This window comes from Neorhizobium sp. AL 9.2.2 (assembly GCF_013317225.1).
GTDB lineage: Bacteria > Pseudomonadota > Alphaproteobacteria > Rhizobiales > Rhizobiaceae > Neorhizobium > Neorhizobium soli.
Window position 1 is genome coordinate 937,587 of sequence record NZ_JAALXU010000001.1, and the last position, 17,271, is coordinate 954,857.

The 17,271-nt window shown below is 60.7% G+C and carries 22 protein-coding genes; 10 read left to right on the plus strand and 12 right to left on the minus strand.

Going from position 1 to position 17,271, the window contains the following annotated elements:
• From G6K99_RS04420 to G6K99_RS04440, 5 genes are all read right to left on the minus strand, one after another.
• The gene (locus G6K99_RS04420; RefSeq protein ID WP_174195826.1) at nt 1–1,314 is read right to left on the minus strand and encodes a S9 family peptidase; all 1,314 of its coding nucleotides are present in this window, start codon (nt 1,312–1,314) and stop codon (nt 1–3) included.
• Nucleotides 1,315–1,507: 193 nt separating this feature from the next.
• Complete coding sequence (locus tag G6K99_RS04425; RefSeq protein ID WP_174195827.1) at nt 1,508–2,332, minus strand: aldo/keto reductase; 825 nt, start codon at nt 2,330–2,332, stop codon at nt 1,508–1,510.
• A gap of 168 nt (nt 2,333–2,500) precedes the next feature.
• Nucleotides 2,501–4,015, minus strand: coding sequence for a phospholipase D-like domain-containing protein (locus G6K99_RS04430; protein ID WP_174195828.1), 1,515 nt, complete (start codon nt 4,013–4,015; stop codon nt 2,501–2,503).
• A gap of 109 nt (nt 4,016–4,124) precedes the next feature.
• The gene (locus G6K99_RS04435; RefSeq protein WP_174195829.1) at nt 4,125–4,319 is read right to left on the minus strand and encodes a hypothetical protein; all 195 of its coding nucleotides are present in this window, start codon (nt 4,317–4,319) and stop codon (nt 4,125–4,127) included.
• 148 nt (nt 4,320–4,467) lie between these two features.
• Entirely contained in the window at nt 4,468–5,196 is a 729-nt protein-coding gene (locus G6K99_RS04440; RefSeq protein ID WP_244631354.1) for a gamma-glutamylcyclotransferase, read from the minus strand.
• 540 nt (nt 5,197–5,736) lie between these two features.
• Between G6K99_RS04440 and G6K99_RS04450 the strand changes: the two genes are divergently transcribed.
• A complete protein-coding gene (locus tag G6K99_RS04450) occupies nt 5,737–6,624 on the plus strand; it encodes a branched-chain amino acid aminotransferase (RefSeq protein ID WP_174195830.1) in 888 nt (295 codons plus the stop codon).
• Between the two features lie 55 nt (nt 6,625–6,679).
• Here G6K99_RS04450 and G6K99_RS04455 read toward each other — a convergent pair whose 3' ends face one another.
• From G6K99_RS04455 to G6K99_RS04465, 3 genes are all read right to left on the minus strand, one after another.
• On the minus strand, nt 6,680–7,309 hold the full coding sequence (locus tag G6K99_RS04455; RefSeq protein WP_371816119.1) for an alpha/beta hydrolase: 630 nt from the start codon (nt 7,307–7,309) through the stop codon (nt 6,680–6,682).
• Nucleotides 7,310–7,478: 169 nt separating this feature from the next.
• The gene (locus tag G6K99_RS04460) at nt 7,479–8,210 is read right to left on the minus strand and encodes a sulfite exporter TauE/SafE family protein (RefSeq protein WP_174196046.1); all 732 of its coding nucleotides are present in this window, start codon (nt 8,208–8,210) and stop codon (nt 7,479–7,481) included.
• 115 nt (nt 8,211–8,325) lie between these two features.
• Entirely contained in the window at nt 8,326–8,649 is a 324-nt protein-coding gene (locus G6K99_RS04465) for a hypothetical protein (RefSeq protein WP_174195832.1), read from the minus strand.
• 190 nt (nt 8,650–8,839) lie between these two features.
• Between G6K99_RS04465 and G6K99_RS04470 the strand changes: the two genes are divergently transcribed.
• The 7 genes from G6K99_RS04470 (at nt 8,840) to G6K99_RS04500 (ending at nt 12,516) form a co-directional block, all read left to right on the plus strand.
• Nucleotides 8,840–9,442, plus strand: a complete 603-nt coding sequence (locus G6K99_RS04470) for a superoxide dismutase (RefSeq protein ID WP_062453504.1) — start codon at nt 8,840–8,842, stop codon at nt 9,440–9,442.
• Nucleotides 9,443–9,744: 302 nt separating this feature from the next.
• Nucleotides 9,745–10,182, plus strand: a complete 438-nt coding sequence (locus tag G6K99_RS04475) for a cytochrome c (protein WP_062579617.1) — start codon at nt 9,745–9,747, stop codon at nt 10,180–10,182.
• Nucleotides 10,183–10,258: 76 nt separating this feature from the next.
• Nucleotides 10,259–11,173: a cytochrome c gene (locus tag G6K99_RS04480; RefSeq protein WP_174195833.1), complete on the plus strand. Its 915-nt coding sequence runs from the start codon at nt 10,259–10,261 to the stop codon at nt 11,171–11,173.
• A 44-nt stretch (nt 11,174–11,217) separates the two neighbouring features.
• Nucleotides 11,218–11,472 carry a type II toxin-antitoxin system HicA family toxin gene (locus tag G6K99_RS04485; RefSeq protein WP_174195834.1) on the plus strand — a complete coding sequence of 85 codons (255 nt, stop codon included), beginning with the start codon at nt 11,218–11,220 and terminating at the stop codon, nt 11,470–11,472.
• 8 nt (nt 11,473–11,480) lie between these two features.
• Nucleotides 11,481–11,801, plus strand: a complete 321-nt coding sequence (locus G6K99_RS04490; RefSeq protein WP_180215451.1) for a type II toxin-antitoxin system HicB family antitoxin — start codon at nt 11,481–11,483, stop codon at nt 11,799–11,801.
• An 83-nt stretch (nt 11,802–11,884) separates the two neighbouring features.
• A complete protein-coding gene (locus G6K99_RS04495) occupies nt 11,885–12,151 on the plus strand; it encodes an AbrB/MazE/SpoVT family DNA-binding domain-containing protein (RefSeq protein ID WP_174195835.1) in 267 nt (88 codons plus the stop codon).
• The gene (locus G6K99_RS04500; RefSeq protein ID WP_092661631.1) at nt 12,148–12,516 is read left to right on the plus strand and encodes a type II toxin-antitoxin system PemK/MazF family toxin; all 369 of its coding nucleotides are present in this window, start codon (nt 12,148–12,150) and stop codon (nt 12,514–12,516) included. The genes G6K99_RS04495 and G6K99_RS04500 overlap by 4 nt, the downstream gene beginning before the upstream one ends.
• 67 nt (nt 12,517–12,583) lie before the next feature.
• On the opposite strand, the gene G6K99_RS04505 is transcribed toward G6K99_RS04500, so the two are convergent.
• Nucleotides 12,584–13,165: a GNAT family N-acetyltransferase gene (locus G6K99_RS04505; protein ID WP_174195836.1), complete on the minus strand. Its 582-nt coding sequence runs from the start codon at nt 13,163–13,165 to the stop codon at nt 12,584–12,586.
• 182 nt (nt 13,166–13,347) lie between these two features.
• On the opposite strand from G6K99_RS04505, the gene G6K99_RS04510 reads away from it, so the two are divergent.
• Nucleotides 13,348–13,635: a type II toxin-antitoxin system ParD family antitoxin gene (locus G6K99_RS04510; protein WP_174195837.1), complete on the plus strand. Its 288-nt coding sequence runs from the start codon at nt 13,348–13,350 to the stop codon at nt 13,633–13,635.
• A gap of 5 nt (nt 13,636–13,640) precedes the next feature.
• Nucleotides 13,641–13,958 (plus strand): type II toxin-antitoxin system RelE/ParE family toxin, encoded by a 318-nt coding sequence (locus G6K99_RS04515; RefSeq protein ID WP_174195838.1) that lies wholly within the window; start codon nt 13,641–13,643, stop codon nt 13,956–13,958.
• Between the two features lie 4 nt (nt 13,959–13,962).
• Here G6K99_RS04515 and G6K99_RS04520 read toward each other — a convergent pair whose 3' ends face one another.
• From G6K99_RS04520 to G6K99_RS04530, 3 genes are all read right to left on the minus strand, one after another.
• Nucleotides 13,963–14,379 (minus strand): helix-turn-helix domain-containing protein, encoded by a 417-nt coding sequence (locus G6K99_RS04520; protein WP_062453496.1) that lies wholly within the window; start codon nt 14,377–14,379, stop codon nt 13,963–13,965.
• A gap of 155 nt (nt 14,380–14,534) precedes the next feature.
• On the minus strand, nt 14,535–14,810 hold the full coding sequence (locus G6K99_RS04525) for a hypothetical protein (RefSeq protein ID WP_062579631.1): 276 nt from the start codon (nt 14,808–14,810) through the stop codon (nt 14,535–14,537).
• 297 nt (nt 14,811–15,107) lie between these two features.
• Nucleotides 15,108–17,198 carry a S9 family peptidase gene (locus tag G6K99_RS04530; protein WP_092661639.1) on the minus strand — a complete coding sequence of 697 codons (2,091 nt, stop codon included), beginning with the start codon at nt 17,196–17,198 and terminating at the stop codon, nt 15,108–15,110.
• Nucleotides 17,199–17,271: the final 73 nt, after the last annotated feature.

Sequence of the window (17,271 nt, forward strand, 5' to 3'; positions counted from 1 at the left end):
CTAGCGTTCCTGGATCTGCGGCACGAAATCCGGCAGAAGCTTGCAAGGCTCCTTGTAGGTCTCGGCTTTCTTTTCACACAGCGCTGCCACCGTTTGTGGCGTCGGCTTCTCGCCCTTCTCGATCCAGCTCAGCATGGCCGAAAACAGTGCTGCATATTGCGGCGTCGAGAGCTTTGAATGCTCCGCCTCGTCGGAAAAGTTCTGCACCAGCAGCTCGCCATTGCCGGCCTTGTCCACCGTTTGGCGATAGATCGCCTCGTGATCGACAAACACGGTCGGATCGTTCTTGGCGTGCAGGGTGATGGTCGGCGCGACGATCTGGCCGGTGAGATCAGCATCATAGGCCATCAGCCGAGCCGCTTGCGGGTCCGCCTTGAACCGCTCGACACCCTTGTTCAGCGCTGCGTCATCGTCTGATCCCTTGTACTGCACGTCAGCATTGTCGAACGGGTTCTTGCCATCCATCCGCCGCCAGACGATGTCGGAAAACAACCCGGTCGCCCAGCTCAGATGCGCCACCAGCGTCTTTTCCGGCACCTTGGGGACGGCGAGGATATTGGCGAGGTTCTTCGCCTGCTCTGGCGAGCGCTTGTCCTTCGCAAGCGAGATGCCGGTGCATTCGTCGACGCGCTGCTGCAGCTCGTCGCGCGACATTTTCTCACCCTTGGGCAGGCCCTGCCAGACCGGATACTGCACCTCGTCGGCGCGCGGATGGTTCTTGCAGTAATATTGGTAGACGGCCCGCAGATCGGCGCGGAAGTCATAGCCATGGCCGCCGCCGGCCAGCAAGCCGCTGGTCAGCACCACGCCGTCGTAATTCTTCTGGCCGCGCCAGTCGAGTGCGTAGAGTTCGGCCGTCTTCGCCGCCACATTGCCGCCCCAGGACTGGCCGTGCAGCAGGACATGCTTCGGCTCACCGAGAAGCGCGATCGCGATCTGGCGCAGAGTGTCGGTATCGGACGCCGCCATCCGCACGCCATAGCCTTCGCGGCGATAGTTGGAACCGGCCCAGGCATAGCCCTCCTGAACGGTGACCGCGAAACGCTCGAGATCTTCGACCGGATCGTCCGGCGTAGGCTTTGCGGTGCGCGGCCCGCCATGGGCATGAACGACAAGGGTGCCGTTCCAGTCCTTCGGCTTGGCGATCCAGTAATAGGCGCCGTGCAGATCCTGACCTGCAAAGCACTCGGTCCCGGCCGGCATCGAACTCGGGCAGTCCTTCGGCGCCGGGTCCGCAGGCTTTTGCTGCGCGCTGGCGGGCAGGGCGGTAACAACCATCGCCGCCGCGGACATCAATATCGTTCTGAAATGCATGAAAACTCCTCCTCTTCCAGCCCTTGACAAGACCTATGGTTCTGGCTGGGAGAGGCAAGAGAAGACGTGGCCTCGACTGCCGCATGGGGGAGGCTCGCCGGGCAATTGGGCAGGATCCCACACAAACCACGGCGGGAGTGTGTGGGAAGCGACCCAAACGGACCATTGTCCGAGACCGAAGCCTCGGACCGGATCAGTCCCACTCTGGCGCGAGATGCACCGGCGATACGATGCGTCCGTCTGTCCGCGACAGCGCAAACACCGCTTCCATTTCCTGCGGCGACAGCGAGAAGTCGAAGATGTCGTAATTCTCCGGCAGCCGGCTTTCGGTCGCGGTCTTCGACAGCGCGATCACGTCCTCCTGCTGCACGGCCCAGCGCAGCACGACCTGAGCGGCGGTCTTTTTGTACTTCGCGCCGATCTCCTTCAACACCTCGTCCTTCGGCACCGCGCCATCGGCCATCAGGTAATAGGCGGTCACCGACATGCCGGTCTTGCGCGCTTCTATCAGCACCTTGGTCTGGTCGAGATAGGGGTGATATTCCACCTGGTTGTTGACGATAGGCGCATCGGACAACTTCACCGCTTCAGCCATCAGCGCGGTCGAAAAGTTGGAAACGCCGATATTCTTGACCTTGCCTGCGGTCCTCAGCTCGTTCAGCGCGCCGATCCGCTCGGCCAGCGGCATTTCGCTCTGCGGCCAGTGTAGCAGCAGAAGGTCGACGTGATCCGTCTTCAGCTTGGCAAGGCTTTCGTCCACCGAAGCGATAAAGGCATCGTGACCGACGCGGTCGACCCAGACTTTCGTGGTGAGAAAGATGTCGTCGCGCGGAATGCCCGACTGACGAAGGACGTCGCCGACAGCCTGCTCGTTCTTGTAGATCTGCGCAGTGTCCACATGGCGGAAGCCGAGTTTGAGGGCTTGCGGCAGAATGCGATGAACATCCGCATCGGGCATGCGGAACGTGCCGAAACCGAGAGCTGGGATATGGGCGCCGTTGGCGTTGACGGTTTGCATCATGTGCTCCTTGGAAAAGGGGGCCCGACGGGGAGCCGGGCAAAGAAGAGGCACACTCTAGATGGGCCGTGAAATCCGGCGATCAAGCAGAGACCGGCCCAGGATCACCCGACCGGATGCGACAAATCGGCTCGAAAGAAGGCCCTGGAGGCCGCGCAATCCGCCTCGTCAGGTCTCTTTGCGCGCCCGTTTCGCCCGTCTCGCGACTCGACCGAACCGCTGTTTCAGAAAGTTTGATGTCCGGTAGCGCACGCCGCTTGGCCGCTCGGGATCGGCAATATCGGATTCCGCCAGCAATTCCTCGTCGGCACTCAGCTCCCGCATCTTGACCGGCAGCAGACCTCGGCCGCTCTGTCGGTTCAAGGCCTCGATGGCCGCGATGATCGACCCGTCATGCGCTGCAACCGCGTCACGCACTTCCTGCGGTTCGCGCCCAAGATGTTCGGCGATGAGATCGTCGCGGGTGCTGACGATCTTTTCGCTCAGCGTGTCCTCACCCGGCTGCGCCTCGAGGATGAGGTCGCATTCCGTATCGTAGCCCATCGAGCGGTTGTTGAGATTGGCCGAGCCGATTTTCACGATCCGGTCGTCGGCAAACATCATCTTGGCATGCACATAGATCGACGTGCGGGCCTCGTTGACAGGGTAGTAGATCCGGAATCGATCATGAACATCGGCGTCCTTCACCATCTTCATCAGCCGAATGCGGGCGCTGTCCATCGCCTTGGCTTCCAGCCAGCCTTCGCAGCCCTCCGGATTGATCAGCACGATTTCCGGTCCGTCGGGCTCCTTCAGCCGTTCCGCCATGGCCTCTGCAATACGGCGCGAGGCGAAATACTGGCTCTCGACATAAAGCGTCTTTTTCACCGAGCCGATGATCGCAAGCTTGGCCGTCTCGATCTCGACGATCTGGCTGCGCCCCTCGTATTCAGGCGCGGTGCGGGCGATGCCGATCGAGATGTCGCGAAACCCGACCTCCAGCTCGTCCGGCCAGGGGTCGTTCTGCATGGCGGTATTCTCGTCGGGCGGATCGAGCGTCTCGTCGGTTGCCAGTTTCCAGCGCCGCCGTGCGACCTCGCCGAGCGCCCGTGCGGCCTCGCCGGAAAGGCAGGTAGTGGCATCGTGCCAGGGACCTTGCGCAAACCCCATCGGCGACTTGCGCAACGGCTCGTCTTCCGAATGATCGCGACTGTCCCAGCGCCCGACGGTCATGTCGATCCCGCCGCAGAACGCCACTTCGTCGTCGATGACGAGAAGCTTCATGTGATGCGCCGACAGCGCCGGATGCGCGCCGTCGAGCTTCAGATGGATGCGCTTGTCGAACATCCATTTGAGAATATAAAACGGGGTTTCACCGCGAGTGATCGAATTGATCAGCCCGATATCCCATTTGAGAATGCGAATATCGAGCCCGTTGTTTCGCTCGGCGAGCGCGTTCAGAAACTTGCCAAGCTCGTCGGGCCATTCTTCCTTCGCGTCCGTGTCAGCCTTGCCATCCTTCTTGCCCGGCTCCAGCTGGATGCGTGTGTCGAAATCCCAGCCGATCATGTAGATCGACTTTTTCGCCTTCGTCATCGTGCGCTTGGCGAAGCGAAAGAAATCGGCTGCATCGATGATGATGGAAAGTCTGTCCGCCTTGGCAATCCGCCAGCACGTGTCGCCTTCGTTGAGGATGCTTTGCATCGATCCAGTCGCCCCAGTCTTCGTCTTTTCGGTTATCGAGGATATAGGGCAGCGCCGCGCTGCTTCTACGGGAAATATACAAGGATCGGTGGAGTAATGCGCAGCCGCGTCATCCTGCATTTCTGCGATCGCGATGACTGCTGACCGCGATCGCAATCAGGATCAGCGGCCACAGGCACGACAGCAAAAGTCCCATGATCCTGTCGAAGCTCCAGGGAAGCCGTCGTGTCACACCCTCGGCCAACGTCATCCCGAAGAACGCGGTCGCTACGGTCAGGTACACTGTGGTGGCTACAGTCGTCATGGGTCTCGCTGGCACGGTGCCGGTCATCACGATGGGGGTTGCACGCGCCCCCGAAAGCGTTCAAACACGGATCGAGCCCGCCGTCCTCAACTTTTATGAGAGAGTGCCAGATTTCGCACTGCCGGCCCCGACGGGCGGCATCACGCTTCTAAGCGTGAATCGCTTCGATTTCGCGTGCCACCATCTCCTGCAGCCGCCAGAGATTGCGGTCGCGGATGCCGAATTCGGCCAGATGTACGACGGTATTATAGAGATATTCGGCGCAGGAACCGCGATGGCCGCAGGCGCGCGCCAGAACCGGCGCCACATCCTGCAACGGCGGAAGCGGGCGGATGATCCGTGCGCTTTTGCCGCCGGCCCAGAAGGTCAGCGCCCGGATCGTCTCGCCGCTTTGCGTCCGCACCGGGAGAAAACGGAAGGTCGAGAGGCTGTCCTTGTGGCTCACCTCGCGGCGCAGCGCCTTGCCGATCTGCTCGCGCTTTTCCGAATCGGACACCCGGTAGATCACGCCGTCGCAACGCCCGCCCCGCGACAGCATCATCATCAGCCCCGGCTGGTCCGGCGAACCGCGGCCGCGTTCGATATGCAGCGAAAACGACCGATGCCAGCCATAGGCCGTCGCCCGCTGGCAGGCGATCGAATCAAAGCCCGGCTTCCAGATCAGCGAACCGTAGGCAAAGATCCACAAAGGCTCATCGCCGATATCCCCCACCAGCCGCTCGGTAATCTCGGCATAGTCGGCATCCGTCAGCGGTTCCCAGGTTGGCGGTGCGCCCGGATCCATCTCGTCACGAAAACACAGGTCGACGAGGTCCTGCGTCAACGCCATGGACGATGACTTGAGAGCCGTTGAGGTGAGGGCGCCGGATCTGGACATGGCCTCTGCGTTGTAAAAAAATGAGTGCGTAAACGGGAGGTGAGGCGCAAGACTGCAAGCCTGAAAGGCTGCTGTCAACGTTTTTGGGCCGCGTTTGTGAAGGATTTGCTGCGTTGCCGCAGAGTGGCCCCACTGTTCTGGTCGAAGGGATCACGCAACGTTTCAGACGGAAATGTTCGCGTTATTCTGCGTGAGAGGGAGTTTTCGATACATGCGCTGGTTGTTTCTCATTGTCCTTGGCCTGCTGGTGGCCGTCATTTTGTCAATCACTCTGATGCAGAACGACAGTCGTCAGCTGGGTAGCGATAACCTGTTGCAGGGAGCGCCGGGCAGTCCGCGCCAGCCATCGGACTCGCCGCTTCTTCCGGCACCGGCACCGCAGCGAGCGCCCTGACCATGAGACGGCGGCAATTCGGGGTGCCATCAATATTTGTGATGAATCATCTCGGATTGTCGCTTGACCTTGAGAGCTTCGGGGATTTCATTCACGCCAAATTTTAGCGACCCCCGCCAAGCTTTGAAGACCCGAAGGAGAATATCATGGCCGTCGACACATCCCCTCGCTCCACCACCTGGACTTACGTGGATGGTGAGTGGGTGGAAGGAAATCCGAAGCTGATCGGACCCACCTCGCACGCCATGTGGCTGGGCACGACTGTGTTCGACGGCGCCCGCTGGTTCGACGGCATCTCTCCGGATCTCAACATGCACTGCCAGCGCGTCAACCGCTCGGCCATCAATATGGGCATGAAGCCGGTCATGGCCGCAGAAGAGATCGAGCGGCTGGCGCTGGAAGGCGTCAAGAAGTTCGACGGCAAGACGGCGATCTACATCAAGCCGATGTACTGGGCCGAACACGGTCTTCCCACCAGCGTCGTCGCCGCCGATCCGGAATCGACCCGCTTTGCGCTCTGCCTGTTCGAAGCTCCGATGCACACGGCAAAGGCTTCGTCGCTCACCGTGTCGCCCTTCCGCCGCCCGAGCGCCGAAGTCGCCATGACGGCCGCCAAGACCGGTAGCCTTTATCCCAACAGCGGCCGCATGATCGTCGAGGCGCAAAGCCGCGGCTTCGACAATGCGCTCGCGCTCGACATGAACGGCAATGTCGCCGAAACCGCATCCTCGAACATCTTCATGGTCAAGGACGGCGTGGTCATGACGCCGATCGCCAACGGCACTTTCCTCGCCGGCATCACCCGCTCGCGCGTGTTGACCCTGTTGCGCGGCGCCGGCTTCGACGTGCGCGAAGTCACGCTGACTGCTGCCGATTTCGCCAGTGCCGACGAGATTTTCACGTCCGGCAACTATTCCAAGATCGCCCCGGTGAACCGGTTCGAGGACCGCTCCCTGCAGGAAGGTCCTGTCGCCCGCAAGGCGCTCGAACTCTACATGGACTGGGCACGCTCGACCAAGGGCGAAGACGTCTGATTAACGAGGGACGGCACCCGGTCCGGGCCCCGTCCCTCAACCTTGTTCTGCCGCGTTAAAGCGCTTCGTATCCAAACACTTTCGCCAGAAATTCCACGGCGCGGCCGGCACCGGCGCCGGAAATCGTGTGTCCGAGCCCAGGCTCGATCGATGTCTCCACGTCGAAACCATGCTTTGCCAACGTGTCGGCCGCCTGTTCGCTTTCCCATGACGGGATGACGTCGTCGGCAGTGCCATGCACCAGAAACACCGGCATCTTCGTGGAGGGCGACAGCGGCTCGGGCGAAGACAGCCGGCCGGAAAAACCGACCACCGCACCCACACCAAACCGTCCGTTTGCGACCGCGTCGAGCGCCATGATCGTTCCTTGCGAGAACCCCACCAGCGCGACCCGATCAAGCCTGCCGGCAAAGCCGTTGTCCGCGATGATACCGTTGATCAAGGCATCGAACCCCGGCCGCGCCGCAGCAATCCGCGCGCCGCGATTTTCCGGCGTGACGCCCGCAACACTGAACCACTGGTAGCCGGCACCAAAGCTTGAAGGCTCCGGCGCATCGGGCGAAACGAAGACGGCATCGCCAAGCGTCCCCGCCCATTCCTCCCCAAGCGGCGCCAGATTGTCGCCACTGGAGCCGACGCCGTGCAAGAGGATCACAAGAAGGTTCGGGCGGTTGGTTTCAGCCATGGAAGACATACCTTTGCAGATGAGGATCGGACGTCGGAGAACACTCCGCTACGGCCCCCGGAGGAAACCGCGATACCCGTTATCTAGCGCGCCAGCCGCCAAAGGGACAGGTGCAGGACAGCGGATGTGGGATGTTGCGATGGGCTGGAAGGTTAGAGATCGTGAGCCTTCAGATGATCCGCACCGCAGCCGTACCGATGATGATCAGGGAGACGGCGACCATCAGCGGTTTGGTCGGCAGTCGCTTGACGATCAGCGCTCCGAACGGGGCCGCCAGCACGCCGCCGAGGATGAGGCCGAGCGCCGACGACAGTTCTGACCAGCCGAGCGTGGCGATGAAGGTCGCCGAGATCACCGTCGTTACCGCAAATTCGGTGAGGTTCGTGGAGCCGATCACCTTCTTTGGTTCATGGCCGCGGCCGAGAAGCGAGCTGGTGACGATCGGCCCCCATCCGCCGCCGCCCATCGCATCGAGCACGCCGCCCGCACCGCCCACATAGGGCACGATCCGGTCATGGATGTCGCGCCTGAAGGCCGGGCGGAAGGCCTTGTAAAGAATGTAACATCCGACCAGCATCAGATAGACCGAGACGAACGGCTCGATCGCCTGGCCGTCGATACTGGACAGGAGATAGGCGCCGATCGCGCCGCCGATCATGCCGGCCGGCGCCAGCCGCTTGACCAGCCGCCAGTCTACATTGCGATGGTAGAGATGCGAGGCGCCGGATGCAGCCGTCGTGAAACACTCGGTCACATGCGTCATGGCGCTGGCGACTGCCGGCGGCACGCCGAAAGCAAGCAGACTAGTGGTGGTGAGAACGCCGAACGCCATGCCGAGCGCGCCATCGATGATCTGCGCGAAAAAGCCGATTGCCACGAAGATCACGAAATCGGACGTCAGAAAGTCGAAGGTCAAGAAATCAAACACGGCAGCCCTCCCGGCAGTGTTTCATGCCCGGAAAAGTCTGCCGTGGTGGAAAAGTTCCCAAACGCTGCCGCCCGCGCGGTCGCGGATGTTACTTGCCAGGTTTTGCCCTCAGCATGTCGGCGGAGATCTCGCCACCCACTTCGGCCTTTTTGGTCTTCTTGTCGTAGGCGCAGATCGTGCTGATCCTGACCTTGGCGCCTTTGGCTTTGCCGGTGACGACCGCAAGCCCATAGGACTGGCTTCCGAAAGGATCGACCACGGCTCTTCCGTTCTCGATCAGGTCTTTCGAGGCCGCCACACACGCCTTGCCGACGTCAGCCTGAAACGTCGTCCACGCATCGTCGGAAGCGGCCTGGGCCGTCACGGCGGTGGTTGCGCAAACGAGGAGGATCGGTGCCACAAAGTTTTTCATCGTCAATTTTCTCCGGTTTCTGCATTCGGTGCGAAAGCGATTGATTCCTCTCGCTAATGCTTGGAAAATTCAGCAATTTCTTGTCGATTGAGCGGTTGTTTTTGGAAGGTTCACCGTTGCCTCTTCCCCATCGCGCTCCTATGTTCCAGCACGACCTTCACCCACGGTGTTTGCCAAAAGGAGTATACCAATGGCTTTCGAACTTCCCGAACTTCCATACGATTACGAAGCCCTTGCACCCTTCATGTCGAAGGAAACGCTGGAATACCACCACGACAAGCACCACAAGGCCTATGTCGACAACGGCAACAAGCTTGCCGCCGAAGCCGGCATGGCTGACCTGTCGGTCGAGGACGTCGTCAAGAAGTCCTTCGGCACCAACCAGGGCCTCTTCAACAATGCTGCCCAGCATTACAACCACGTCCATTTCTGGAAGTGGATGAAGAAGGACGGCGGCGGAAACAAGCTGCCGGGCAAGCTCGAAACCGCGATCGCATCCGATCTCGGCGGCTACGACAAGTTCAAGGCTGATTTCATCGCTGCCGGCACCACGCAGTTTGGCTCCGGCTGGGCCTGGCTTTCGGTCAAGGATGGCAAGCTCGTCATCTCCAAGACCCCGAACGGCGAAAACCCGCTGGTCCACGGCGCAGAGCCGATCCTCGGCGTCGACGTCTGGGAACATTCCTATTACATCGACTATCGCAACGCCCGTCCGAAGTACCTCGAGGCGTTCGTCGATAGCCTGATCAACTGGGATTACGTGCTGGAACGCTACGAGGCGGCTTCCAAGTAAGCGCAATCAATTGCTGATTTCCCAGACACCCGGTGCCGCAAGGCGCCGGGTGTTTTCGTTTCTGTTCACCCGAAGTCTGATCAAGCCTGGCGATCGTCAGGCGCCGCTGTCCGCCCACGCGCGGCCGATCTGAAGCGCTTGAAAAACATGACTTTGCCTTGGGTTTGACGGCTCCTAGAATCGAGCGCTAAATTACGAAATCGTGACTTCTTTCGGTCATGTAAGCTTGCCATCATCATCACGCGAATGCGTTGATGATGTGAGACGCAGACATCACATTGTTTTAGGGATCGGAGCCGGAAATGAAGTTCAGAACTATCGCCATGACGACCGCGGCACTCTGTCTCGGCTTCACCGCTGTCCTTGCGCAGGATGCGGTGGTCGAGAAGCGCGAACAGATGATGAAGCAGGTGGCCGCCTCCACGGCAGCCATGCGCAACATCGCCAAAGGCGACAAACCCTACGACGCCGATGCCATCAAGACAGCGCTGACCACGATCAGCACCAATATGAAGGCCTTCCCGGACCAGTTCCCTGTCGGATCCGAAGCCAATTCGGAAGCATCGCCGGCGATCTGGAAGAACGAAGCCGATTTCCGCGCCAAGGCGAACAAGCTCGCCTCCGATGCCGACATGATCCTCGCTTCGATGCCGACGGATGCCGCAGGCGTCCAGAAGGCCGTTGGGACGCTCGGCGCCAATTGCGGCTCCTGCCACGAGACCTACCGCCTGAAGAAGTAGCGCATGCCTGCATGCTTGAACGGCTGTCGCAAAGGCAGCCGTTCCGTTGCGCATCAATGTCGGAGGAAAGTTGGCGATGGCCGCAAGATGGGCAAAAGTGTTGGGCATCGGCGTGGTCGTTGTCGCCGCCGGCGCCGTTGCGGCCTGGGCGCTGACAAAGCCCCAGCCGCATGACGCCGGATACTGGTCGAGCGTCGGTCAGCCCGATCTTGCCAAGGGCGAGCAACTGTTCTGGGCGGGCGGCTGTGCCGGTTGTCACGCCGCAGAAGGTGCAGAAGGCGACGCGGCAAAAATCCTGTCCGGCGGACTGGCGCTGAAAAGCCCGTTCGGCACCTTCCACGTCCCCAACATCTCGCCGGATCCCAAGGCCGGCATCGGTTCCTGGACACTTGCCCAATTCGGCGATGCGATGACACGGGGCGTCGGCCCGGGCGGCGAGCATCTCTATCCGTCCTTTCCCTACGGCTCCTACGCCCGCCTGTCGGCAGCCGACGTCAATGACCTCTACGGCTACATGAAGACCCTGCCGCACAGCAGCAATGTCGCGCCGCCGCACGAATTGGGCTTTCCGTTCAACCAGCGGCTCGCGGTCGGCGGCTGGAAACTCCTCTATTTCGACGACGGCCCACGCGTCGAACTCGCTTCCGCCGATGATAAGGTCAAACGCGGCCAGTTCCTCGTCGAAGGCCCCGGCCACTGCGGCGAGTGCCACACGCCCCGCAACGCGCTCGGCGGCTTCGAAAAAGGCCAGTGGCTGGCCGGCGGTCCCAACCCGGAAGGGCAGGGCAGCATTCCCAACATCACCCCCGGCTCAAAGGACATCGGCGCCTGGAGTGAAGACGAGATCACCGAATACCTCTCGACCGGCTTCACCCCCGATTTCGACAGCGTCGGCGGATCCATGGTGGAGGTTCAGAAGAACATCGCGCATCTGCCGAAAAGCGACCTCCAGGCCATCGCCGCCTATCTCAAGGCGGTGCCGGCAAGGTGAGGCCGGGTGCTTGCAATAAATGATAGCAGGCCTATGATGCCGCGATGAACGGCAAGCAGCGCAAGACCCTCGAAGCTGTTTTCACAGACCCGGTATCGGGAGCGCTCCCATGGGCTGCGATCGAAAGCCTGCTTGTCGCATCCGGATGCACAGTGATCGAGGGAAGCGGCTTACGCGTCCGGTTCGAAAACAAGGGCGAAGTCGAGACCTTCCATCGTCCGCACCCGTCCAAGGAAGCGAAGCGATATCAGGTGCGAGCTGCGCGCGCCTATCTGATACGACTTGGGGTAAAGCCGTGAAAAATGTGATGACCTACAAGGGCTATTCGGCCCGCATCGACTATGACGACGAAGACGGTATTCTGTTCGGGCAGATCGCTGGCATCCGCGACGGCGTCGGTTTCCACGCCGACAATGTCGATGATCTCAGGAATGCGTTCCGCGAGGCTGTCGATGACTATCTCGAAACCTGCGCGAGGATCGGCAAAGATCCTCAAAAGCCTTACTCCGGAAAGGTGATGTTTCGGATCGATCCCGAAGTTCACGCGCGCGCCGCAAGGGCTGCGGAACTGTCCGGCAAGAGCCTCAACGAATGGGCTGGCGAGGTGCTGGCGAAGGCCGCGAAGTGATCCTTTTGCCCCCGTCGCTGCCGTGAGAAGCGCTTGATGGCTGCCTGAGATGTGCTATATTTATAGCACAAACGAGGTGAGCGATGACCGTTATTACCAAGATCAGGCGACAGGGCGGGGCAGCTGTCGTGACAATTCCTCCTGCAGTTCTGAAGATGATGGAATTGCAGGTCGGCGATCAGCTGTCGCTGGAAATGCACGACGGTGAACTCGTCGTAAAGCCGATCAGAAAGACCCAGCGGCGCTATAAGCTTAGCGAGTTGCTCGAAGGCGGCGAGGTCGTCTCCAGCCTGAATGCGGACATGGCCTGGGTGATGGAGGGAGACCCCGTCGGGCACGAAATTTCATGATGGTCCGCAGCAACGTCCCCAATCGCGGCGATGTTTTCTGGATCGATCCCAACCCTGTCGCGGGCCGGGAGATGAAGAACAGGCATCGGTTCGTCGTGATCACCCCGCGGGCGATCAACGCATTGGGAGTCAGCATGACGGTGCCGATCACCACCGGTGGCGCCTTGACCCGGGACGTCGGTCTGGCCGTCGCTGTCACCGGCCACGACACGACGGGGATCGCAGTCTGTAATCAGGTTCGCAGCTTCGATATACCGGCCAGAATACTGGCCAAGACCGCGAAATACATCGAGACATTGGACGAGGCGACGATGGATGACATCGTAGCTCGTGTGGTCAGCGCGATCGATCCCGCGTCGGAATAACGTGGTTGCGCTGCACTGACAGTATGGTCTGTCCCGCTCATTCGGACGGTATTGCCGTGTCCCAGCCTCACACCAACGTCTGCATATACCGCATGCCCGTCACTGGCCGCGGCTTGAAATCCATCTGTTCGTAGAACTTGTGGGCGGCGAAGTTGCCGGTGGCGGCGCTGACCGAGAGATAGCCGCAGCCTGCATTGCGGGCCATGTCGCGGGCGCGCGAGACGAGATGCTGGCCGATGCCGTGGCCACGGTGACCGTCGCGCACGAACAGGTGGTGCAGGTCCATGCCGCGGCTCCCCTCCTGGGCGCGGTAGAGCGGCACCAGAATGGCGTAGCCGATCAGGGCGTCGCCCGCATCCGCAACCAGCGCGGTGATCCAGGGCAGGTCGCCGAAAAGGTCGCGTTCCAGCATTTCGGGGGTGATGTCGGCCAGATCGTTGTGATGCGCGGCAAGGGCTGCGATCATCTCTTTCAACTGCGGCAGATCATGGCGTTTTGCGGCGCGGATCGTCACCACGGCCGGGCGCGGCAGTGAGATCTCGCTGTCTTCGATCGAAATCGGGGGCATTCTGGCATTCCTTTTCGGTCTCGTCGTGCCGTCAGGTGCCCTTAGAAACAACCAAGCCGCCTGACGGCGGCTTGTTGACATAATGAACTGTCGAGCCGCCCTTTACAGGTAGGCCCAAAAATACGTTGCGGCGGTGGTGGTGCACGTAATCATCATGACAACTTTTTGCGCCGGAATAAAATGCTTGTCAAGCGGGTGTTGATGACTGTCTCGGTGGCGTGAGGAGTGCTACAGTCAGTGCTGTCTTGAAAGCGAGGGCCGTGATGAAGAACATCGCGTTGAGCAAGGACGCAGAGCGTTTCATCAGAAAACAGATCGAGTCCGGCCGCTACGAGAATGCCGATGAGGTCATCGATGCAGGCCTCCAAATGCTTGAAAGCAACGAGCAGCCCTTGGAGAAATGGCTCCGGAATGAAATTCCGGGCCGGTATGACGAGCTGATCGAGGGCAGGGCAGAGGGCGTTTCGATTGACGATGCTTTCTCGCGTCTGGAAGACAGGCACCGCGCCCGCCTTGCCGCCGAAGCGAAATCTGCCGACGAAGGCCGATAAGGTCCATGGGGAACCGGTATGCGATCATCTTGCATCCGGAAGCCGAGCGTGAAGTTGCAGAGTTCTACGATTACGTCGCTGACCGTGCCGGCCCGACCGTCGCCTGGACCTATGTGACGAAACTGCGTGCTTTTCTCAATGGTCTCGCTGATTTTTCGGAGCGAGGAACAGTGCGCGAGAGCGAGGTCCCGGGCATCCGTATCATCGGCTATCGGCGCAGTGTCAGCATAGCCTTTGTCGTCCGCTCTTCCGAGGTGATCATCCTAGGTCTCTTCTTCAGTGGCCGTCTGGTGAGCGATGACATACTGCGCAACCGCCTCTAACCCCTCAATGCTCCCCCTCGCAGAGCCCGTGATCCGAGAGTGACCGGATCACGTAACAGTCCTTGATCGCATGGTTGCCGTCACAATGGGAAACGATGCGCTCGAGTTCCTCTTCGAGCTTCTTCAGCTTGGCGATCTTTTCGCGCACGCCGGAAAGATGCTCCGCTGCGATCCGGTCGATATCGCCGCAGGGCTGTTGCGGATGCGAACCGAGCGCGATCAGCTCACGGATCGCGGATATGTCGAGGCCGAGATCGCGGGCGTGGCGGATGAAGGCCAGCCGGTCCAGATCGCTGCGCTCGTAGCGCCGCTGGTTCCCTTCAGATCGCGTGGCGGCGGCAAGCAGGCCCATCTGCTCGTAATAGCGGATGGTTGGCACCTTGACGCCGGTTCGTTTGGAAAGATCGCCGATCGATAGCATGGCAGGCTCAAACCTCTAATGTCTGGAGGTTGAGATAGGACGCATTCACCACAGGTACAAGGATCAGCGTGTTGGCTTGAAGGGCGCCTTCAGGGAATGTTAACCCTGAACGGGGATTGTCACGCGGTGACGGGCCATGATCGATCAGACGTTGATCAGGAGAATTCCTGGTAGATGTCCTGAACCCAGGCCTGCTGCACGGGAGCGGTCGCGCCGCTGGTGGCAAAGGTCGAAGCGCTGTCGTCGCCGGCATCGAGGGCCCACAGGGCGCTCACCAGCGAGCTTGCAAACAGTGTGCTGCTGCCGGTCAGCGAACCGCTGGAACGGGTAGACGCAGGTGTGTCGCGCTGCTGGGTTTCGTCCTGCTTGCGATCGATGTCGACCGCCCGCTGGGGGTAGTTGTAGCCGCTGAGGCCACTATCGATCTTCATGGCACCGCCTCGATCTCGCTTGGGTTAAGCAAGAGTTAACGCCTGAAGCTTGCGCGAAGCTTGCGGCGGGAGATATCCGGCCGGTTTTGGGGCTTGACAGCGCGCATGGGACGTATTCGCGCCGCCGCCATTTCTGTCGAAAAATCAGCGATCTGACGGGAAAATCGAACGCCGCCAAGGCATATGCGCGTTTCCGCATATCCAAAACTGTTTTCACACAAAAAAAGCCGCAGCGCCCGATCGAGGCACTGCGGCGATTTTCATTGGAGATGATCGATTCTGTGGCGATCCGCCCGGTCAGGCTTTCCCGGCCACCTTGATCGCGAATGCATATTCGAAGGCGATCTCTTCCAGACGCTGGAAACGCCCCGACTTTCCGCCATGGCCGGCAGCCATGTTGGTCTTGAGCAGGATCGGTGCCGAGCCGGTCGAGAATTCGCGAAGCTTCGCCACCCACTTGGTCGGTTCCCAGTAGGTCACGCGTGGATCGGTGAGGCCGGAAATCGCAAGGATCGGCGGATAGGGTTTTGCACCCACGTTGTCATAAGGCGAGTAGGCGGCGATCCACTGGTACTCTTCCAGGCTCTCGATCGGGTTGCCCCATTCCGGCCATTCCGGCGGCGTCAGCGGCAGCGTATCGTCGAGCATGGTGTTGAGCACATCGACGAACGGAACGGCCGCGATAATGCCCGCGAACTTTTCCGGCGCCATGTTGGCGATCGCGCCCATCAGCATACCGCCGGCCGAGCCGCCTTCGGCAATGATGTTCTCATAGGACGTGAAGCCCTCGGCCACGAGGTGGTCGGCAGCGGCGATGAAATCCTTGAACGTGTTTTCCTTGGCTTCCATCTTGCCGTCTTCGTACCAGGCAAAACCCTTGTCCTTGCCGCCGCGGATATGGGCGATGGCATAGATGAAGCCGCGATCTGCGAGAGACAGGTTGTTGGTGGAAAACGATGCCGGGATGGTCATCCCATAGGCGCCGTAGCCGTAGAGCAGGCAAGGCGCGGTGCCGTCGAGCGGCGTGTCCTTGCGGTAAAGCAGCGACACCGGCACCAGCTCGCCGTCATGGGACGGCGCCATCACGCGGCGGGTCACGTAATCTGCGGCATTGTGGCCGGAGGGGATTTCCTGCGTCTTCAAAAGCGTGCGCGTCCGGCTCACCATATCGTAGTCGTAGAGCTGGGTCGGCGTCGTCATCGACGAATAGGAAAAGCGTATGACCGTGCTGTCATATTCGGCAGCGCCCGATAGCCCCAGCGAATAGGCTTCTTCGGCAAACGCGATCGAATGCTCCTCGCCGGTCCGGCGGTCGCGGATGATGATCTCCGGCAGACCCTGGTTGCGCTGCAGCCAGATCAGGTGCTGCTCATAGGCCATGTGCGAAATGATCAGCCGGCCGGGCTCGTGCGGTACGATCTCTTTCCAGTTTTCCTTCCCCGGTGCCGCAAACGGCGCCTCGACGATCTTGAAGTCCTTGGCATCGCCGTCATTGGTCAGGATGTAGAAGACATCGCCGCCTTCGGTCATCGAATACTCGATGCCCTCTTCGCGCGCCGCCACCAGCTTCGGCTCGGCGGTCAGGTCCGAGGTCGGGATGAGGCGGTATTCCGAGGTCTCGTGATCATGGATATCGAGATAGATCACGTCGTCCAGCAGCGATCCGCCGACGCCCATGAAAAAGCCCGGATCCTTTTCCTCAAACACCAGCCGGTCGTCCGTCTGCGGCGTGCCGAGAATGTGGTGGAAGACCTTGGAGGGACGATGGTTCTCGTCCTGCAGCGTATAGAAGAAGCTCTTGCCATCAGGCGCCCAGACGCCGCCACCGGCGGTGTTTTCCAGGAGGTCTGACATGTCCTCGCCGGTCGAAAGATCGCGCACCCGCAGGGTGAAATATTCCGAACCCTTGTCGTCGTAACCCCAGATGCCCTTGGAATGATCCGTCGCATGGTCGATACCGGCCAGACGGAAATAGTCCTTACCCGTCGCTTCCTTGTCGCCGTCAAGCAGGATCGTCTGATCGCCGCCGTCGCGCGGGGTGCGGAAATACTTTGGCTGCTCGCCGCCGGTCACAAACAGCGATCCGTAGGCAAACGGTCCGTCCTTCATCGGCACGGAGGAATCGTCTTCCTTGATGCGACCGCGCATTTCGGCAAACAGCGTCTTCTGCAATGCAGCCGTGTCGCCCATCGCCGCTTCCATATAGGCGTTCTCGCCCTCCAGATGGGTGCGGATCTCGGGGTCGAGGATCGACGGATCCTTGAACATCTGCTGCCAGTTGTCGGCCCGGAACCAGGCATAGTCGTCGGTGCGGGTGATGCCGTGACGGGTATCCGTCACCGGCTTCTTGGCCGCGACCGGAGGCGTGGGCAGATTTTCGAACGGCATTTTCGGGGAGGGGGCCAAGGAAGCACTCCGAAGTCATGAAAGGAGTGCCAGAGATAGGGGCGGCCGGACCATG